Origin of the sequence: Micromonospora sp. 050-3 (assembly GCF_046549335.1) — a bacterium.
In the GTDB taxonomy this organism is placed as follows: Bacteria; Actinomycetota; Actinomycetes; order Mycobacteriales; family Micromonosporaceae; genus Micromonospora; species Micromonospora trifolii.
This window is the reverse complement of sequence record NZ_JAJPVX010000004.1, coordinates 82,541-101,222: the sequence shown is the minus strand read 5'-3', so window position 1 is coordinate 101,222 and position 18,682 is coordinate 82,541. Positions and strand designations below refer to the sequence as shown.

Annotated in this window: 16 protein-coding genes; 4 read left to right on the top strand and 12 right to left on the bottom strand. The window is 71.2% G+C overall.

The window, feature by feature from the left end:
- Positions 1-96 precede the first annotated feature (96 nt).
- From ACLJOK_RS32600 to lysS, 3 genes are all read right to left on the bottom strand, one after another.
- Positions 97-2,640, bottom strand: coding sequence for an ATP-dependent Clp protease ATP-binding subunit (locus ACLJOK_RS32600; protein WP_354940166.1), 2,544 nt, complete (start codon positions 2,638-2,640; stop codon positions 97-99).
- A 514-nt stretch (positions 2,641-3,154) separates the two neighbouring features.
- Positions 3,155-3,499, bottom strand: coding sequence for a histone-like nucleoid-structuring protein Lsr2 (locus ACLJOK_RS32595; RefSeq protein WP_036392792.1), 345 nt, complete (start codon positions 3,497-3,499; stop codon positions 3,155-3,157).
- 112 nt (positions 3,500-3,611) lie between these two features.
- A complete protein-coding gene (gene lysS / locus ACLJOK_RS32590; protein WP_410822317.1) occupies positions 3,612-5,120 on the bottom strand; it encodes a lysine--tRNA ligase in 1,509 nt (502 codons plus the stop codon).
- An 88-nt stretch (positions 5,121-5,208) separates the two neighbouring features.
- Between lysS and ACLJOK_RS32585 the strand changes: the two genes are divergently transcribed.
- Positions 5,209-5,949, top strand: a complete 741-nt coding sequence (locus ACLJOK_RS32585; RefSeq protein WP_410822316.1) for a class I SAM-dependent methyltransferase — start codon at positions 5,209-5,211, stop codon at positions 5,947-5,949.
- A gap of 37 nt (positions 5,950-5,986) precedes the next feature.
- Here ACLJOK_RS32585 and ACLJOK_RS32580 read toward each other — a convergent pair whose 3' ends face one another.
- The 8 genes from ACLJOK_RS32580 to ACLJOK_RS32545 form a co-directional block, all read right to left on the bottom strand.
- Positions 5,987-6,745 (bottom strand): type III pantothenate kinase, encoded by a 759-nt coding sequence (locus ACLJOK_RS32580; RefSeq protein ID WP_354940157.1) that lies wholly within the window; start codon positions 6,743-6,745, stop codon positions 5,987-5,989.
- A 17-nt stretch (positions 6,746-6,762) separates the two neighbouring features.
- Positions 6,763-7,659 (bottom strand): carboxylating nicotinate-nucleotide diphosphorylase, encoded by an 897-nt coding sequence (nadC, locus tag ACLJOK_RS32575; protein WP_410822315.1) that lies wholly within the window; start codon positions 7,657-7,659, stop codon positions 6,763-6,765.
- Positions 7,656-9,350 (bottom strand): L-aspartate oxidase, encoded by a 1,695-nt coding sequence (locus tag ACLJOK_RS32570; protein ID WP_410822314.1) that lies wholly within the window; start codon positions 9,348-9,350, stop codon positions 7,656-7,658. Before ACLJOK_RS32570 ends, nadC begins: the two co-directional genes overlap by 4 nt.
- 98 nt (positions 9,351-9,448) lie before the next feature.
- Positions 9,449-10,345 (bottom strand): septum formation family protein, encoded by an 897-nt coding sequence (locus tag ACLJOK_RS32565; protein ID WP_410822313.1) that lies wholly within the window; start codon positions 10,343-10,345, stop codon positions 9,449-9,451.
- A gap of 96 nt (positions 10,346-10,441) precedes the next feature.
- A complete protein-coding gene (gene panD, locus ACLJOK_RS32560) occupies positions 10,442-10,870 on the bottom strand; it encodes an aspartate 1-decarboxylase (RefSeq protein WP_112674301.1) in 429 nt (142 codons plus the stop codon).
- Positions 10,871-10,914: 44 nt separating this feature from the next.
- On the bottom strand, positions 10,915-11,763 hold the full coding sequence (panC, locus tag ACLJOK_RS32555; RefSeq protein ID WP_410822311.1) for a pantoate--beta-alanine ligase: 849 nt from the start codon (positions 11,761-11,763) through the stop codon (positions 10,915-10,917).
- 55 nt (positions 11,764-11,818) lie between these two features.
- A complete protein-coding gene (locus ACLJOK_RS32550; protein WP_410822310.1) occupies positions 11,819-12,793 on the bottom strand; it encodes a Rossmann-like and DUF2520 domain-containing protein in 975 nt (324 codons plus the stop codon).
- Positions 12,794-12,906: 113 nt separating this feature from the next.
- Positions 12,907-13,482, bottom strand: a complete 576-nt coding sequence (locus tag ACLJOK_RS32545) for a TetR family transcriptional regulator (protein WP_410822309.1) — start codon at positions 13,480-13,482, stop codon at positions 12,907-12,909.
- Between the two features lie 120 nt (positions 13,483-13,602).
- Here ACLJOK_RS32545 and ACLJOK_RS32540 point away from each other — a divergent pair, with 120 nt between their 5' ends.
- From ACLJOK_RS32540 to ACLJOK_RS32530, 3 genes are all read left to right on the top strand, one after another.
- Entirely contained in the window at positions 13,603-14,511 is a 909-nt protein-coding gene (locus ACLJOK_RS32540) for an SDR family oxidoreductase (RefSeq protein ID WP_410822308.1), read from the top strand.
- A gap of 65 nt (positions 14,512-14,576) precedes the next feature.
- Complete coding sequence (locus ACLJOK_RS32535) at positions 14,577-15,794, top strand: SAM-dependent methyltransferase (RefSeq protein WP_410822307.1); 1,218 nt, start codon at positions 14,577-14,579, stop codon at positions 15,792-15,794.
- Entirely contained in the window at positions 15,791-16,978 is a 1,188-nt protein-coding gene (locus tag ACLJOK_RS32530; protein WP_196920100.1) for an NADH-quinone oxidoreductase subunit D, read from the top strand. Before ACLJOK_RS32535 ends, ACLJOK_RS32530 begins: the two co-directional genes overlap by 4 nt.
- Before the next feature lie 18 nt (positions 16,979-16,996).
- Here the strand turns inward: ACLJOK_RS32530 and ACLJOK_RS32525 are convergent, their stop codons facing one another.
- On the bottom strand, positions 16,997-18,664 hold the full coding sequence (locus ACLJOK_RS32525) for a hypothetical protein (RefSeq protein WP_410822306.1): 1,668 nt from the start codon (positions 18,662-18,664) through the stop codon (positions 16,997-16,999).
- Positions 18,665-18,682 lie beyond the last annotated feature (18 nt).

Below are 18,682 nucleotides of genomic sequence, written 5' to 3'. Positions count from 1 at the left end.
GGGCGGGGGCACCGGGGGGTGGCCTGAGCTGAGGGGCACAAAAAGGCGGGGCCCCGGTGGCTTGCGCCACCGGGGCCCCGCCCCTTGCTGGTTGTGTTACTCGTCCACGCCTGCGGCGGCGGTGCCAGCGGCAGTGCCACCGAGGTCGGCCGGGACGGCGTCCGGAACTTCGACCGGCTTCTCCGCGCCCCGGAAGACGAGCTTGGAGTTGTCGATGTCGTCCGGGTCGCCCTCGCAGTCCACCACGACGATCTGACCCGGGGTCAGCTCGTTGAACAGGATCCGCTCGGAGAGGTTGTCCTCGATGTCGCGCTGGATCGTGCGACGAAGCGGACGGGCACCGAGCACCGGGTCGAAGCCCTTCGCGGCCAGGTACTTCTTGGCGTTGTCGGTCAGCTCCAGACCCATGTCCTTGTTCCGCAGCTGGCCCTCGATCCGCTGGATCATGATGTCCACGATCGAGAGGATCTCAGTCTGGCGCAGCTGGTGGAAGACGATGGTGTCGTCGATCCGGTTGAGGAACTCAGGCCGGAAGTGCTGCTTGAGCTCGTCGTTGACCTTCTGCTTCATCCGGTCGTAGTTGGACTCGGAGTCCTCCGACTGCTGGAAGCCCAGCGACACCGCCTTGGCGACGTCACGGGTGCCCAGGTTGGTGGTCAGGATGATGACCGTGTTCTTGAAGTCCACGATCCGACCCTGACCGTCGGTGAGCCGACCGTCTTCGAGGATCTGCAGGAGCGTGTTGAACACGTCCGGGTGGGCCTTCTCGATCTCGTCGAAGAGGACCACCGAGAACGGCCGACGCCGCACCTTCTCGGTCAGCTGCCCGCCCTCGTCGTAGCCGACGTAGCCGGGAGGGGCACCCACGAGCCGGGAGACCGTGTAACGGTCGTGGAACTCGGACATGTCCAGCTGGATGAGGGAATCCTCGCTGCCGAAGAGGAACTCGGCGAGCGCCTTGGACAGCTCTGTCTTACCGACACCGGACGGGCCGGCGAAGATGAACGAGCCCGACGGGCGCTTCGGGTCCTTCAGGCCGGCCCGGGTACGCCGGATCGCCTTCGAGACCGCCTTGACCGCGTCCTCCTGGCCGATGACGCGCTTGTGCAGCTCGTCCTCCATGCGCAGCAGGCGCGAGGTCTCCTCCTCGGTCAGCTTGTAGACCGGGATGCCGGTCCAGTTGCCGAGAACCTCGGCGATCTGCTCGTCGTCAACCTCGCTGACGACGTCCAGGTCACCGGCCTTCCACTCCTTCTCCCGCTGAGCCTTCTGGCCGAGGAGCTGCTTCTCCTTGTCGCGCAGCTGGGCGGCGCGCTCGAAGTCCTGCGCGTCGATCGCGGACTCCTTGTCGCGACGCACCTGGGCGATGCGCTCGTCGAAGTCACGCAGGTCTGGCGGCGCGGTCATCCGACGGATTCGCATCCGGGCACCGGCCTCGTCGATCAGGTCGATCGCCTTGTCCGGGAGGAAGCGGTCGGAGATGTACCGGTCGGCCAGAGTTGCGGCAGCCACGAGAGCTGCGTCGGTGATGCTCACCCGGTGGTGAGCCTCGTAGCGGTCCCGCAGGCCCTTGAGGATCTCGATGGTGTGGGCCAGCGACGGCTCACCCACCTGGATCGGCTGGAAGCGGCGCTCGAGAGCGGCGTCCTTCTCCAGGTGCTTGCGGTACTCGTCGAGCGTGGTGGCACCGATGGTCTGCAGCTCACCACGGGCCAGCATCGGCTTGAGGATGCTCGCGGCGTCGATCGCGCCCTCGGCGGCACCCGCACCCACCAGGGTGTGAATCTCGTCGATGAACAGGATGATGTCGCCGCGGGTGCGGATCTCCTTGAGCACCTTCTTGAGGCGCTCCTCGAAGTCACCGCGGTAGCGGGAACCGGCGACGAGCGCGCCCAGGTCGAGCGTGTAGAGCTGCTTGTCCTTGAGGGTCTCGGGCACCTCGCCCTTGATGATCTTCTGGGACAGGCCCTCCACCACGGCCGTCTTACCGACGCCGGGCTCACCGATCAGGACCGGGTTGTTCTTGGTACGGCGGGAGAGCACCTGCATGACCCGCTCGATTTCCTTCTCGCGCCCGATGACCGGGTCGAGCTTGCCCTCGCGGGCGGCCTGAGTCAGGTTGCGGCCGAACTGGTCCAGCACCAGGCTGGTCGACGGCGCGGCCTCACCCGGCGCGGCACCCGCCGCGGCGGGCTCCTTGCCCTGGTAGCCGGAGAGCAGCTGGATCACCTGCTGGCGGACCCGGTTGAGGTCGGCGCCGAGCTTGACCAGCACCTGGGCGGCGACGCCCTCGCCCTCACGGATCAGCCCGAGCAGGATGTGCTCAGTGCCGATGTAGTTGTGGCCGAGCTGCAGCGCCTCGCGCAGCGACAGCTCCAGCACCTTCTTGGCCCGCGGCGTGAACGGGATGTGCCCGCTCGGCGCCTGCTGACCCTGGCCGATGATCTCCTCGACCTGCTGGCGGACGCCCTCCAGGGAGATGCCGAGGCTCTCCAGGGCCTTTGCCGCGACGCCTTCACCTTCGTGGATCAGGCCCAGCAGGATGTGTTCCGTACCGATGTAGTTGTGGTTGAGCATCCGGGCCTCTTCTTGGGCCAGGACGACAACCCGTCGCGCTCGGTCGGTGAACCGCTCGAACATGCCCTCGTGCTCCTCACGTGCCGTGCGCCTTGATGGTCAAGATCTTGGCGGGGCCGGTGCACGAACGTCCAGGACGGGCGTCCGTGCCTCCTTACTCTATCGTCGCTGACCGACTCAGCTGAGGTCGTGTGTCTCTGCTCTGGGTCGGTTGCACGTCGTTTTGAACAACCGTCCGCGCTCAGGAGGTGTTCCGGTAGCCCTGTCGCTACGCGCAGAGCGAAATCCGACTGGCTCGACGGAAGCCCGATCCGGGGTTCGGAAGCCCTCCGGGAGGCCCGGGAGGGCCGACCGGCGGTCGCGGCGAGCGCCGCGCCGGGCCCCTGGGGGAGGTTGTCCACAGGCTGTGGATAGCTGTTCCACTGGTTGTGGACAACGCCGGTCGGCACGGAATGCTTCCCAACCCCGAACGGACACCACGACGGCACCCGGATACGGCGACGCCGGCCCGGAGAACCCCTCCGGCCCGGCGTCGGTGTCGCCTGCGGTGGCTGCTGGCCACCAAGTCGCTGACGGATCAGCGCTTCGCGTGGAACTCGTCCACGATCTCCTGCGGGATACGACCCCGGTCCGAGATGTCCTTGCCGGCCTTCTTGGCCCACTCCCGGATCGCCTTGTTCTGTTCCCGATCGGCGGTCGCGCCACCCCGACCGCGGGCAGCCCGCCCACCGATCACGACACCGCCCCGGCCGACCTTGGTGCCGGCACCCACGTACGACGCAAATGCATCGCGCAATTTCGCGGCGTTGGCGCTCGACAGGTCGATCTCGTACTGAACGCCGTCGAGGGCGAACTTGACGGTCTCGTCCGCGTCCCCGCCGTCCAGGTCATCGACCAGCTTGTGAATGATCTGCTTGGCCACGTCCCACATTCCTTTCGAGCAGGGTGCTCCTGCTAACGAGAGCACAATAACCCGCGCGCCGCTCGTCGCGTCAATAGGATCCGGTTACGACTCGGCGTGAACCCGGACGGAACTACTCCTGGCGGACCAACGGGAAGAGGATCGTTTCCCGAATTCCGAGGCCGGTCAGGGCCATCAAGAGCCGGTCGATTCCCATTCCCATACCGCCGGCCGGCGGCATTCCATACTCCATCGCCCGAAGAAAGTCCTCGTCGAGCCGCATCGCCTCGTCGTCGCCACGGGCGGCCAACTGGGCCTGGGCGACCAGTCGCTCGCGCTGCACGATCGGATCGACCAGTTCGGAGTACCCGGTGCCCAGCTCGAAGCCGAGCACGTACAGGTCCCACTTCTCGGCCAGCCCCGGCTCGCTGCGGTGCCCCCGGGTCAGCGGGCTGGTCTCCTCCGGGTAGTCCCGCACGAAGGTGGGCGCCTCCAGGCCGGGAACGACCAGTTCCTCGAACAGTTCCTCGGCCAGCTTGCCCGGGCCCCACTTCGGGTCCACGGCCAATCCCACCTTGTCCGCGTACTCCACCAGACGGGACCGTTCGGTACGGACCGTGACCTCCTCGCCCAGCGCTTCGGAAAGCACACCGAACAACGTCACGGACCGCCACTCGCCGCCCAGGTCGAACTCCCGCCCGTCGGCATGGGTCACCACCGTCGAGCCGCTGACCGCGATCGCCGCCTGTTGCACGAGATTGCGGGTCAGCTCGCCGATCGTGTCGTAGTCGCCGTACGCCTGGTACGTCTCCAGCATCGCGAACTCCGGCGAGTGCGAAGAGTCGACACCCTCATTACGGAAGTTGCGGTTGATCTCGAAGACGCGGTCGACACCGCCGACCACGGCGCGCTTGAGAAACAGTTCCGGAGCGATTCGCAGATACAGATCGGTGTTCAACGCATTGCTGTGGGTCACGAACGGTCGGGCTGCCGCGCCGCCATGCAGCAGTTGCAACATCGGCGTTTCCACCTCGATGAAGCCCTGCCCGTGCAGTGAATCGCGGAGACTGCGGACCGCGGCGGCCCGGGTGCGCACCATCTCCCGTGCCTGCGGCCGGACAATCAGGTCGACGTAACGCTGCCGGACGCGCGCCTCCTCGGAGAGGGGCTTGTGGGCCACCGGCAACGGTCGCAGCGCCTTGGCGGTCATCTCCCATTGCTGGGCCAGGACCGACAGCTCACCCCGGCGGCTGGTGATCACCTCGCCGGTGACGCCCACGTGGTCGCCGAGGTCGACGAGGCGCTTCCACGCCTCCAGCCGCTCCGGCCCGACCCGGTCCAGGGAGAGCATCGCCTGCAACTCGGTGCCATCGCCGTCCCGCAGGGTCGCGAAGCAGAGCTTGCCCGTGTTGCGTACGAAGATCACCCGGCCGGTGACAGCGACCTGGTCGCCGGTCGCGGTGTCGGTGGGCAGGTCGGCGTAGCCCGCCCGGACCTGCGCCAGGGTGGTGGTGCGGGGGAAGCCGACCGGGTAGGGCTCGACGCCCTCGGCGAGCATCCGGTCCCGCTTCTCCCGGCGGACCTTCATCTGCTCGGGAAGGTCATCGGCGGGGTCCACTGGCACGGGGTTCTGCTCGGTCACGGCACGCTTCCTCGTCACGGAGATACAGGGGGTCAGGCCCGAGCGTACTCAAGCGGTCCGGAGGCCGTTACGGGATAACCTGCCCGTCATGGTCGATCACACTCACGCCCTGTCGTTCGGTGCCGCCGCGAGTGATTACGACCGGTTTCGGCCGCGTTATCCCGAGGCTGCGATCCGCTGGGCACTCGACGGGCTGAGCGAAGCCCGGGTGGTCGATCTCGCGGCGGGCACCGGCATCCTGACCCGCGGTGTGCTGGCCCTGGGCCACGAGGTCGTACCGGTCGAGCCCGATCCGGGGATGGGGGCGCAGCTCGCCGCCAGCACCCCGGGCACGACGGCCCTGGCGGGCAGCGCCGAGGCCATGCCGCTGCCCGACTCGGCGGCGGACGCGGTACTGGTCGGGACGGCGTACCACTGGTTCGACCGGGAGCCCGCGCACGCCGAGATCGCCCGGGTGCTCCGTCCCGGCGGCACCTTCGCCCCCATCTGGAACATCCGGGACGGCAGCGTCGACTGGGTGACCGAGCTGGGTCGCATCGCCCACTTCGGGGACAAGTCGACCAGCGAGATCTTCGGCGAGCACCCCGACTTCGGCCCCGCGTTCGACGCCGTCGAGAAGCGCGAGTTCACGCACCGCACCACGCTCACACCGGACGAGTTGCTCGGCATGGTCCGCACCCGCTCGTACTGGCTCACCGCCTCCACCAACGATCGGCAGCGAGTCGAGCGGGAACTCACCGAACTCCTGAACACCCACCCCGCCCTGGTCGGCCGGGACACCATCGAGCTGCCGTACCGGACGCTGGTGCTGCGCGCCCGGCGGCGCTGACGCCGGCACGAAGGCCGGCGCCCGACGGCGGCCGGGGTCACAGGTTGCGGTCGTAGACCATCCGCAGACCGATCAGCGTGATCATCGGCTCGTGGTGGGTGATGCTGCGACACTCGTTGATCACCAGGGAGGCGAGGCCGCCGGTGGCGATCACCGCCCGCACCTCGCCCAGCTCCTCGGTCATCCGCTCGACGATCCGGTCCACCTGCCCGGCGAAGCCGAAGTACAGGCCTGCCTGGAGGCACTCAACGGTGTTCTTGCCGATCACCGAGCGGGGCTTTGTGGCCTCGACCTTGCGCAGCTGCGCGGCCCGGGCGGCCAGCGCGTCGAAGGAGATCTCGATGCCCGGGGCGAACGCGCCGCCGAGGAACTCACCGCGCTCGCTGATCACGTCGAAGTTGGTGGTGGTGCCGAAGTCCACAACGATCGACGGCCCGCCGTAGAGGGTGTACGCGGCCAGCGTGTTCACCACCCGGTCGGCGCCGACCTCCTTCGGGTTGTCGATCGCCAACTGCACCCCGGTCCGCACTCCCGGCTCGACCACGACGCTCGGCACTTCGGCGTAGTAACGACTCAGCATGGTGCGCAGCGACCGCAGCGCGGCCGGCACCGTGGAACAGGCGGCCACACCGGTGATCTCGACGTTGTCCCCGGCGAGCAGACCCCGGAACATCAGGCCCAGCTCGTCCGCCGTCGAGCGGGCATCGGTCTTGATCCGCCAGGAGTGCACCAGCTTGTCGCCGTCGAAGGTCGCCAGCACGGTGTTGGTGTTTCCGATGTCGATGCAGAGCAGCACGCACGCAGCCTAGACAACTAGTTGGCGCGCAGGTCCAGCGCGATGTCCAGGATCGGCGACGAGTGGGTCAGCGCGCCCACCGAGAGGAAGTCCACGCCGGTGGCCGCGTACCGGCCGGCCACCTCCAGGGTCAGCCCGCCGGTCGCCTCCAGCTCCGCCCGGTCGCCCACAGCGGCCACCGCCTCGGCCAGCACCTCCGGCGTCATGTTGTCGCAGAGCAGGAAGTCCGCCCCGGCCTCCACGGCCTCCACCGCCTCGTCGACAGTGGTTACCTCGACCTGCACCGGCACCTCCGGGAACGCCTCCCGGACCCGCCGGTAGGCAGCGGTGATGCCACCGGCTGCCAGCTTGTGGTTGTCCTTGATCATGGCCACGTCGTAGAGGCCCATCCGCTTGTTGGTGCCGCCGCCGGCCCGCACCGCGTACTTCTCCAGCGCCCGCAGGCCCGGCGTCGTCTTGCGGGTGTCCAGCACCATCGCCTTCGTGCCGGCCAGCGCGTCCGCCCAGGCGCGGGTGTGTGTGGCCACCCCGGACATCCGGCAGAGCAGGTTGAGCGCCGTCCGCTCGGCCGTCAGCAGCAGCCGGGTCGGGCCGGTCACCGTCGCCAGCACGTCGCCGCGGGCCACCCGCTCGCCGTCGCGGGCCAGCACCGACACCTCGACGGTACGACCGAAGCCCGTCACCTCGCCCACCAGCTCGAACACGGCGGCGGCCACCGCCATCCCGGCCAACACCCCGTCCGCGCGGGCCACCAGGTCGGCGGTGTCGGTCTGCTCCGCCGGAATGGTGGCCACGCTTGTGACGTCCAGGAAATCCGGGCCCAGATCCTCGACCAGCGCGCCCTCGATCACCTGCCGTACGTGCGCCGGATCCAACCCGGCCGCCCGCAACGCCGTCTCCGTCGACTCGATCACGAGTTCCCCTCCCACTGTTGCGTCACCCGGCCCTGCGCCCCGACCGCCCCGACCAGATGGCCCAGCCACCGTTCGTCGGCCGTCGGGAAGTCCTCCCGCCAGTGGCAGCCCCGGGTCTCACCACGGGCGTACGCGGCGGCCACCAGCGTCGATGCCACAGTGAGCAGGTTCGTCGCCTCCCAGTCGGCGGTCCGGGGCCGGCCCCGGGCAACGCCCAGCTCGGTCAACGTCCCGGCCGTCCCGGACAACGTCGCCGCGGATCGGAGCACCCCGGCCCCCCGGGTCATCGCCCGTTGCAGGGTCGGCGTCACCTCCGCGGGCAGCACCCAGCCCGTCCCGCCACGCCAGGCGCCGGTCTCCGCCGGCTGGGCCTGTTCGGGCAGGCCGGCCGCGATGTCCTCGGCGATCCGCCGGGAGAAGACCAGACCCTCCAGCAGCGAGTTGCTGGCCAGCCGGTTCGCGCCGTGCACGCCAGTGCAGGCGACCTCGCCGCAGGCGTACAGGCCGGGGATGGAGGTACGGCCGCGCAGATCGGTGCGGACCCCGCCGGAGGCGTAGTGGGCGGCCGGCGCCACCGGGATCAGGTCGGTCGCCGGGTCCACGCCGATCGCCAGGCAGGACGCCACGATGGTGGGGAACCGACCGGCCAGGAAGTCGCCGCCCAGGTGCCGTGCGTCGAGGAAGACGTGGTCCGCGCCGGTCGCCAGCAGCACCCGGTGGATGCCCTTGGCCACCACATCCCGGGGTGCCAGCTCGGCCAACTCGTGCTGGCCCACCATGAACCTCTTGCCGTCCGCGTCCACCAGGTACGCGCCCTCGCCGCGCAGCGCCTCCGAGACCAGCGGCTGCTGTGCGTGCCCCGCCCCGGGCACCCCCGCGCCGGGCGGGGTGATCAGGGCGGTCGGGTGGAACTGCACGAACTCCACGTCGGTCACGGCCGCGCCGGCCCGCAGCGCCAGCGCCACCCCGTCCCCGGTGGAGACCGCCGGGTTTGTGGTGGCCGAGAAGATCTGCCCCATGCCGCCGGTGGCGAGCACCACTGCACGGGCCAGCAGCGCGCCGACGCCGTCCTCGCTGCCCTCACCCAACACGTGCAGGGTGATCCCGCAGGCCGGGCCGAGGCCATCCGGGCCGTCGCCGGGCGCGCGCAGCAGATCCAGCACGAGAGCGTGCTCGACCAGCCGGATCCACGGGTCGCGCTGTACCGCGGCGTGCAGGGCCCGCTGCACCTCCGCGCCGGTGGCGTCCCCGCCGGCGTGCACGATCCGGTCCGCCCGGTGCCCGCCCTCGCGGGTCAGCATCAGCGAGCCGTCCGGGTGACGATCGAACTCGGCGCCGATCCGCATCAGCTCACGGAGCCGGGTCGGGCCCTCCTCGACCAGCACCCGAACCGCCGCCGGGTCGCACAGCCCCACCCCGGCGACCTCGGTGTCCCGGGCATGCGCCGCCGGGGTGTCGGCCGGGTCGAGCACGGCCGCGATGCCGCCCTGCGCCCACCGGGTCGAGCCGTCGTCAATGTTGACCTTGGTTACCACCGTGACGTGCAGACCGGCCTCACGCAGGTGCAGCGCCGCGGTCAACCCCGCCACGCCGGAACCCACCACGATCACGTCGGTGGTCTCCACCCAGCCGGGCGCGGGCGCGGCCAGCAGCGCGGGCAGGGCAGGCAGGTCGACGGTCGGAAGGTCCATCCCCCCAGTCAACCCGAACCATCCTCGCCCGGGGCGGCGGGGGCGGGACGAGTGTTTTGGGCGACCCCGTCCGGCGCGCGCCGACAGTCAGGCCGTGGTCACTTCGTCCGGACCGGTAGACCAGCCTGGCCCGCGCCCTTCAGCGTGGCGGTCACCGTACGGTCGCTGAGCCAGAGATAGCAGCGGACGCCCCGATCACCGACCGTCCAGCGCCCAGCCCCCGGCGGACGGACCACCACACCGCTGCGGAAGCGCAGCTTGGCGTCGTCCGGCACGCCCGCGTACCGCGCCAGGACGCTGCGACACCCCGTGTAGAGCGGCAGCCAGTCGGCGTCCCGGGTCGGGTACGCCAGATCCGGTGCGCGCCACACCCCGACGAACTCGGCGTCGTGCTGCTTGCCGCACTCCACCGGGGTCAGCGTCTGCACACCACGGCCGGCGCCACCGCGGGTCTGCTGGCAACCGAGGCGCAGCGCGGTGGGACCCTTCAACGCGTCCCGCAGACTGCCCGACCGGACCACAACTGTGGCCGCCGCCTCGACAGTGGTCAGCTCGGTGAGGTCGCAGCGGAACCACCGGGAACCCGCCGCCCAGCCCAGCCCGTTGGGCAGCGCCACGGACAGCCGCAGTCGGCCGGACCGCCAGTCGTCCCCCACGTAGCCGGTCGCCCGGGTGTCGCACTCGGCGAACGCACCCCGCAGCTCGGCCGAACCACCCGCCGGAGCCGTCGTCCGCCCGGCCGGGAACGCCCCGACGTGCACGGTCTCCAGGCGGTGCGGCCCGGCGCAGTCCACCGGCTCATAGCTGGCCAGGCTGACCAGGTCGGTGAAGTCGGCGGCGTGACACACACCGGCGGCCGGGGTGAACGCCGACGGTGCCGGCATCGCCGCCCAGTCGTCGGTCAGATCACCGTCCAGGCCACCAGACCCGGCGCAGCCCACCAGCAGCACTGCCGACACGGCAGCGGCGAACAGGGTCGTCATGGCACGGCTCATCGCGGCCTCCCCCAGCCACCGACCGGCTTCCGCCAGCGTGCCCAGGGTAACCGGAAATGACCTTCCGGTAACAGACCGGAATCGCGGTACGCGGGATCAGACTCCGGACACGGCCAGCGGGCTGGGTACCGGGTTCCCGGCCGTTCCCGGTGCCGCCGCAGCCGGGTCGGCACCCAACTCGATCACCCGGTTGTCGGCGTCGACGTGCACGACACGTGGCCGGTAGGTCCGGGCCTCGGCGTCGTCCATCTGCCCGTACGAGATCAGGATGACCAGGTCGCCGGGGTGCACCAGGTGCGCGGCGGCGCCGTTGATGCCGATCACGCCGCTGCCCCGCTCGCCGGGGATCACGTACGTCTCCAGCCGGGCGCCATTGGTGATGTCCACGATCGCCACCTGCTCGCCGGGGAGCAGGTCGGCGGCGTCGAGCAGATCCTCGTCCACCGTCACCGAACCGACGTAGTGCAGGTCGGCCTGGGTCACAGTGGCTCGGTGGATCTTCGACTTGAGCATGGTCCGCAACATCGGAGTGGCCTTTCGCGGTATCGGTGGGGGGTGGTGCGGCCGGGTCAGGGGCGCGGGGCGAGGTGGATCGCGGCGTTGTCGATCAACCGGGTGGCGCCCACCCAGGCGGCGATCACCAGCCGGGCCGGCCCGGCCACCGGCCCCGGTTCCAACTCGGGATCGGTGAGCACCAGGTAGTCGAGGCGGGCACCGGGCGTACCGGCGCCGAACGCGGCGTGCGCGGCGGTCAGTACCGCCCCCGCGTCCAGGCCGTCGTCGGCGGCTTGCGCGCCGGCCCGCAGCGCTGCGGACAGACTCAGCCCGGCGGCCCGCTCCGGCTCGCTCAGGTAACGGTTGCGGCTGGATAGCGCCAACCCATCCGACTCCCGGACGGTCGGCACGCCGACCACCTCGACCGGCACGTCCAGGTCACGGGCCATCCGCCGGACCAGGGTGAGCTGCTGGTAGTCCTTCTCGCCGAAGAACGCCAGATCCGGCTGGGTGAGCTGGAGCAGCTTCAGCACCACCGTGAGCACGCCGTGGAAGAAGCCGGGGCGACTCGCCCCCTCCAGCTCGGCGCCCAGCGGGCCCGGATCGAGGCGTACACGGGGTTGCCCGTCCGGATACATGTCCGCCACCGACGGGGCGAAGACCAGGTCGGCACCCGCCCGCCGGCACACCTCCAGGTCGGCGTCGAGGGTGCGCGGGTAGCGGTCGAAGTCCTCGTTCGGCCCGAACTGCAACGGGTTCACGAAGACCGTAACCAGCACGTGGTCGGCCTGTTCCCGGGCCGCGCGCAGCAACGTCTCGTGCCCGGAGTGCAGCGCGCCCATGGTCATCACCACCCCGACCGTGCCCTTCAGCCCGGCCCTGGCCTCGGCCAACTCGGCACGCGTGTGCACCACCTGGGTCACAGCGGCACCTCGGTTCGCGACTGCGGGGCTCGCAAGATCGGCTCACTCCTCACGCTCACGCAGCCACCTCCCGACCGCTGTCGGCCAGCACGCCGAGCAGCGACTGTGCGTCCACCGGCCGCAGCCGGCCGGCGGCGATCGCCCGGTCGGCGGTACGACGGGCCAGCGCCAGGTACGCGGGGACGGACTCCGGCGCGGTGGCCGCCAGCCGGGCCAGGTGCCGCTGCACGGTGCCCGCGTCGCCACGGGAAACCGGGCCGGTCAACGCGTCGTCGCCGAGCCGCAACGCGTTCTCCAGGGCGGCCCGCAGCAGCGGGGCGAGTACCTTCTCCGGCTGGGACACCCCGGCGTCCCGCAACCGGTCGGTCGCCTCGTTGACCAGGGTCACCAGGTGGTTGGCGCCGTGGGCCAGCGCGGCGTGGTAGAGCGGGCGGTCCGACTCGGCCACCCACTCGGGCACGCCACCGAGGTCGGCGACCAGCCGGGCAGCCAGCGGGCGCAGCTCCGCCGGGGCGGTCACCCCGTACGAGATGCCGTCCAGCCGGGCCAGGTCGTCCGGCGTACCGGTGAAGGTCATCGCGGGGTGCAGGGCGAGCGGCCGGGCGCCGGCCGCGACGGCCGGCCCCAGCACGGCCAGGCCGTGCGCTCCCGAGGTGTGCGCGACGATCTGACCCGGGTGCAGCGCGCCCCGCTGCGCGAGGTCAGCCACCACACCGGCGAGCCTGTCGTCCGGTACCGCGATCAGCAGCAGGTCGGCGGCGGCGTGGGCCACGGCGGCGACCGGGCGACGGGGCACCTCGGGCAACAGCAGGGCGAGGCGGGCGCGGCTGGCTCCGGAGCTGCCGGAGACGGCAACCACCCGGTGCCCGGCGGCGGCGAGCGCGGCGCCCAGCACGGCGCCGACCCGACCGGCGCCAACGACACCGGCGGTGAGCAGACGGGAGGTGGCGCGGGCGCCGGGAACGGCGCTATCCCACGAGGGGGCGGGCCCGGATGGGCCGGCCGGACGCGGGCGCAACGGTGCGCTCATGACGACGATCCAGTCCTCGAGAAGGGGTACCGGTCGATCGCAAGTATGCGCCCGGCCTACCGAACCCGGACAAGCATGTGTGAAAACCTTCACCACCGAAGGAGAGGCCCCTGTCAACGTCTTCCTGGGGACGACGACGTGATGGTGCTCAGCTCGGTGGCCACCTCGGCGATCAGGTCGGCGAGCGAGGAATCGCCGTCGGGCGCGACCCAGCGGGCGTACGCCACACGGAAGACCGTGCCACCCGACTCGGTGGCCAGCGTGGCCGTGGTCTCGTCGAGGCCCTTGGCACGGAGGGCGGCGCTGACGGCGGCCAGCAGTGCGCCCGTCTTGCGCAGCTCACGCTCCTGCAGCTCCGGGCTGCTCTCAATGATCGACTGGCGCATCCGGACCAGCTCGCGGCGGTCGGCGAAGATGTCCACCGCCATCTGACGGAAGGCGGCGATGACCACCTCAAACGGGGCGGCGTCCGTCTCGGCCACCACCTTGACCAGGGCCTCCTCCACGCGTTCGCTGCCGCTGAAGAGAGCCTCGCGCTTATCGCCGAAGAGCCGGTAGAAGGTGCGTTTGTCGAGGCCGGCACGGGCGGCGATGTCGGCGACCGTGGTCTGCTCGAAGCCGCGCTCGCGGAACAACTCGAAAGCAGCCGCCTCCAGGCGGCCGCGCGCGTCTGGTTGCCAGCGAGCCATGGGGCGATGGTATCCGATGTCACGCTGCGACATTATTTTCCCTGAGCCATGTCACATGGCGACATCGCGAGGTACGGTCATGTCGCAAGGTGACATGGCCCTACCCACGAAGGAATTACCATGCGCGTATTCGTCACAGGTGCCTCCGGCCACCTCGGCTCCGCAGTCGTGCCGGCACTGCTCTCCGCCGGACATGACGTCGTCGGCCTGGCCCGCTCCGAAACATCGGCCGCCGCGATCGAGAAGCTCGGCGCTGAGGTACGCCGCGGCGACCTGTCCGACCTCGACGTGCTCCGTAACGAGGCGGCCACCTCCGACGGAGTCATCCACCTGGCGTTCCGCCACGACCTGATGATCAACGGCGACATGGCCGGCGCAGCCGAAACCGACCTGGCCGCCCTCGGGGCACTCGCTGACGGCCTGGACGGCTCCGGCAAACCCCTGGTCGGCACGAGCGGGACGGCCATGCTCGCGCTGGGCGGCATCGTCGGGCGCCCCGGCATCGAAAGCGACACCTTCCCGAGCGGCTACCGGATCGACGCCGAAAACCTCGTGGCCGGCTTTGCCTCTCGCGGTGTGCGCTCCTCCATCGTCCGGCTCGCGCCCACAGTGCACAGCTCGCTCGACCACTACGGCTTCATCACCGCCATCATCGCTGCCGCCCGGCAGAACGGGTACGCCGCATACGTCGGCGACGGCGCCAACCGGTGGCCGGCCGTGCACACGCTCGACGCGGCCGAGCTCTACCGTCTGGCCCTGGAAAAGGCCCCGGCCGGTGCACGCCTGCACGCAGCCGCCGACGAAGGAGTCTCCTTCCGGCAGATCGCCACCGCCATCGGCCGCAACCTGGACATCCCGGTCCGAAGCATCAGCCCCGACGAGGCAGACAACTTCTTCGGCTTCCTCGGGTCGTTCGCGCAGATGGACAACCCGACGTCATCCGCGATCACGCGCGAACTGCTGGGCTGGGTCCCTGCCCGCCCCGGCCTGATCGCCGACCTGGACGAGGGGCACTACTTCCGGGCGTGAACCACGAACGGCGGCCCTGACCGTAGGGTCGGCACGGTGACCCACGCTCAACTCGGAGCGGACTGATGTCGGTCCTGTGGCGGGACGCCATGAGCCGGGCCCTTTACGGGCCGGGCGGCTTCTTCGTCGCCGGCACCGGGCCGGCCGACCACTTCCGCACCAGCACGCACGCCACCCCGGCCTTCGCCACCGCCCTGCTGCGCCTGATCACAGAGGTGGACGCTGCCCTCGGCCACCCTGACCGGCTCGATGTGGTCGACGTCGGGGCTGGGCGTGGGGAACTAATCCACGCACTGCTGGCGTCCGTCGGGGTTGCGGTGGGGGTTTCCGGGGCCGCCGCCCGTTCCCTGCGCGATGAGCCGTCGTCCGGCACGGTCCGACCGTCGCTTGCGGACCGCGTGCGCTTCACAGCTGTCGAGTACGCGGACCGCCCCGAGAACCTGTCCGAAGAGATCAACTGGACAGCCGAGATCCCCACCAAGATCACCGGAGTGCTACTGGCCACCGAGTGGCTGGACAACGTCCCGCTGGACGTCGCGGTGCACACCGAGGACGGCTGGCGATACCTGTTGGTCGACCCCGAGAGCGGTGCCGAATCCGTCGGTGAGCCGGTCAGCCCCGCTGATCTTGATTGGCTCACCACGTGGTGGCCCAGCCTCGAAACCGCGCCCAGCACGGACCGTGCTCCCAATCCGGGGGTTACCTGGGCCGACGCGACAAGCGATAGCGAGTCGGGTTTCGGGGCAGCCCGGCCGGCGCAGGGATCAAGCCTGACCGCCCGGAGCCGGCCGGGCTGCCCCGAAACCCCCCACAGCAACCAACAACGGGCCGAGATCGGCCGGACCAGGGACGAAGCCTGGGCGCAGGCGGTAAGGAACATCAGTCGAGGGCTGGCGGTAGCTGTCGACTACGGGCACCTGAGGGAGGCACGACCGGTCGACGGGACGTTGACCGGGTACCGGGGTGGGCGGCAGGTGCCTCCGGTGCCCGACGGGTCGAGTGATGTGACCGCGCACGTGGCCATGGACTCGGTCGCCTCCGCTGGTGCGGCGGTCGCCCGGTGCGCGTACTCCCTGGTCTTGCAGCGGGAGGCGCTGCGGACGCTCGGGGCCGACGGCGGGCGACCGCCGCTCAGCCTGGCCGGCACCGACCCGGTCGGCTACGTGCGGGCGCTGGCCGCCGCGTCGGCGGTGGCCGAGCTGACCGACCCGGCCGGGCTCGGCGGGCACTGGTGGTTGCGCCAGCCGGTCGGCATCCCGCTCGGGCCGGCCGTGGCACGATGACGGGCATGACCACCGACGCCGGGGACCTCCGTGAACTGACCGTCGGCACCGGGGCCGGGCTGATCGCCGGCACCGGTGATCAGCAGCTCGGCACCGACATGGTGTTGAACATCGGCCCGCAGCACCCCTCCACCCATGGTGTGCTGCGGTTGAAGCTGGTGCTCGACGGCGAGCGCGTGGTCGCCTGTGAACCGATCGTCGGTTACATGCACCGGGGCGCGGAGAAGCTCTTCGAGGTGCGTGACTACCGGCAGATCATCGTGCTGGCCAACCGGCACGACTGGCTCTCGGCATTCTCCAACGAGCTGGGTGTGGTGCTCGCTGTGGAACGCCTGATGGGAATGGAGGTGCCGGAGCGGGCCACCTGGCTGCGGATGGCCCTCGCGGAGCTGAACCGGGTGCTCAACCACCTGATGTTCCTCGGGTCGTACCCGTTGGAGATCGGGGCGATCACGCCGATCTTCTACGCCTTCCGGGAACGCGAGACCATCCAGGCGGTGATGGAGGAGGTCTCCGGCGGCCGGATCCACTACATGTTCAACCGGGTGGGTGGCCTCAAGGAAGAGGTGCCGTACGGGTGGACCGGGCGGGCCCGCGCGGCCATCGGCGAGGTACGCCGCCGCCTGCCCGACCTGGACCACCTGATCCGGCGTAACGACATCTTCCTGGCCCGCACGGTCGGCGTGGGCGTGCTGTCCGCCGCGGACGCCGCCGCCTTCGGCGCGTCCGGGCCGGTGGCCCGGGCCTCCGGGCTCGACCTGGACCTGCGCCGCGACGACCCCTACCTGGCGTACGACGAGCTGGACGTGCCAGTGGTCACCAAGACCGCCGGGGACTGCCACGCCCGTTTCGAGGTGCTGCTCGACCAGGTGTACGCGTCCCTGGACCTCGCCGAGCAGTGCCTCGACCGGGTGGACCGGCTGACCGGGCCGATCAACACCCGGCTGCCGAAGGTGCTCAAGGCGCCGGAGGGGCACACGTACGCCTGGACGGAGAACCCGCTCGGCATCAACGGCTACTACCTGGTGTCCCGGGGCGAGAAGACGCCGTGGCGGTTGAAGCTGCGCACCGCCTCGTACGCGAACGTGCAGGCGTTGGCCACCCTGCTCCCCGGGTGCCTGGTCCCGGATCTGATCGCGATCCTCGGCTCGATGTTCTTCGTGGTCGGCGACATCGACAAGTGACAGGGGTCGCCTGACCGGTCACCGCCAGCGGTCGGCGGGCGGCGCGCCGCCGGCACGCGGTACGTCGTCCTGGGGCGGGTAGCCGTAGCGCTCGTCGACCCGCCGTCGGCCGGTCCGTTCCGGCGCGGGTTCCGCCTGGTGGCCGCGTTGGCGCGGAGCGCGCCACTCGTCGGGCACCGGCACACCACCCACCGGCAGCGCCGGCCTTCCCGGCTCGGCCCGCCGGCCCCCGTCGTGGCGGCGCGGCTCCTCGTAGCGGTGCGGCTCCTCGTAGCGGTCGGCGTCCTCATGACGGCGCGGCTCCTCATGACGGCGCGGCTCCTCATGACGGCGCGGCTCCTCATGACGGCGCGGCTCCTCATGACGGCGCGGCTCCTCGTGGCGGACGGCCGCCCAGCGGTCGGCCACCCGGTACTCGGTGCCGGTGGCGTCGGCGTGCACCTCGGCCCGACGTTCGCCGACCCGCAACTCGCGACCGTTCTCGTCGTCGCGAACGGCGGCCCACCGGTCACCGGCCCGCAGTTGCGACCAGTACTCGCCGGTGTCGTCGGCCCGCAGCGGTGGCCCCGGCTGCGGCGCCGCGGCAGCCGCCCGCTCGCGCTGCTCCGACCAGCCCCGATCGTCCGGGCTGTCCCAGGATTCCGCCGCCGGCCTCTCCGGGGTGCGGTGTGACCGGGCCGCCGGGGCGGGCTCGTCGGGCTGGGCGTACGCGCCGCGCCGATCGGTCCACTCCGGTTCGTCGCGGCGGCCCGTCCAGCTTGGCTCGTCGCCGTACCCGGCCCTGGGGTGCTCCTCCGGCTCGCTCCTCGCCCGGCCGGCCGGACGGGGGCGTTCGTCGGCTTCGCCGCCCCGGGTCCACTCCTGCGCGGGAGGGGTCCACTGGCCGGCATACCCGCCGCCGTAGCGCCCGGCCGGCTCGGCCGGGCCACCGTCCACCACTGTGTGCCGGGTGGTGACGTGCACGGTCTCGGTGTGTCGGACCACGCCACCCGGCCGGTGCGCCGCCTCGGGGCGGTCGTGTTCCCGGGGGCGGGCTGAGCCGTACGCGGTGGCGGCCGGCCGTTCGCCGCCGTACGTCCCGGCTGCGGCCGGCGGCTCGGGGGCCTCCCGGGCGTACGCCGGCTCGTCGTCGGGGTGCTCGGGGCGCCCCCATCGGGGCGCGTCGTCGGGGCCGGACACCCGGGCGCGGCCGGCCGACGCGTCACCCCGGTTACGGGCCACCGGCACGTCGTCCACCGGCGGCTCGACGGCAGCCACCCGCGCCCGTCCGGCGCCCGCCGGCTCGACAGCGGGGGCGGCACCGGCGAGGGCGGCACCACTGGCGTCGAGACGGCGGCGCACCGCGGCGACACCCTCCTGGGCCCGTTGGGCCTGGTCGAGCGCCTGGTTACCGCGCTGGGCGGCGGCCACGATCTCGCTGCGCAGCTCCCGGCGCAGCTCCTCGATCTCGTCCAGCAGCTCGTCGGTCCGCGCCGAGTCGCCCTCGCCGTCGGACCGCAGCGCGATGGAGAGGCCGATCAGCACCACCGCGAGGATGGCGAGCACCGCGGCGAAGCGCAGCGGGCCGTTGCCGTCGGCCACCAGCAGGATCAGTGCCGCCACCGGCGCGAGAGCGACGCCCGCCCAGAAGAGCATGGTCAGCAGCGGTGGTCGACGCCGGGCGTCGGAGGTGGCCGGGGCTGGCATGGATGTGCAGCCTACCCA

Coding starts and splice junctions, on each gene's coding strand:
- ACLJOK_RS32585 (WP_410822316.1), top strand. CDS start 5,209: ATGGTCGATCACACTCACGCCCTGTCGTTCGGTGCCGCCGCGAGTGAT.
- ACLJOK_RS32600 (WP_354940166.1), bottom strand. CDS start 2,640: ATGTTCGAGCGGTTCACCGACCGAGCGCGACGGGTTGTCGTCCTGGCC.
- ACLJOK_RS32565 (WP_410822313.1), bottom strand. CDS start 10,345: ATGAGCCGTGCCATGACGACCCTGTTCGCCGCTGCCGTGTCGGCAGTG.
- panD (WP_112674301.1), bottom strand. CDS start 10,870: ATGTTGCGGACCATGCTCAAGTCGAAGATCCACCGAGCCACTGTGACC.
- ACLJOK_RS32570 (WP_410822314.1), bottom strand. CDS start 9,350: ATGGACCTTCCGACCGTCGACCTGCCTGCCCTGCCCGCGCTGCTGGCC.
- ACLJOK_RS32530 (WP_196920100.1), top strand. CDS start 15,791: ATGACGGGCATGACCACCGACGCCGGGGACCTCCGTGAACTGACCGTC.
- ACLJOK_RS32545 (WP_410822309.1), bottom strand. CDS start 13,482: ATGGCTCGCTGGCAACCAGACGCGCGCGGCCGCCTGGAGGCGGCTGCT.
- ACLJOK_RS32550 (WP_410822310.1), bottom strand. CDS start 12,793: ATGAGCGCACCGTTGCGCCCGCGTCCGGCCGGCCCATCCGGGCCCGCC.
- ACLJOK_RS32525 (WP_410822306.1), bottom strand. CDS start 18,664: ATGCCAGCCCCGGCCACCTCCGACGCCCGGCGTCGACCACCGCTGCTG.
- ACLJOK_RS32535 (WP_410822307.1), top strand. CDS start 14,577: ATGTCGGTCCTGTGGCGGGACGCCATGAGCCGGGCCCTTTACGGGCCG.
- ACLJOK_RS32540 (WP_410822308.1), top strand. CDS start 13,603: ATGCGCGTATTCGTCACAGGTGCCTCCGGCCACCTCGGCTCCGCAGTC.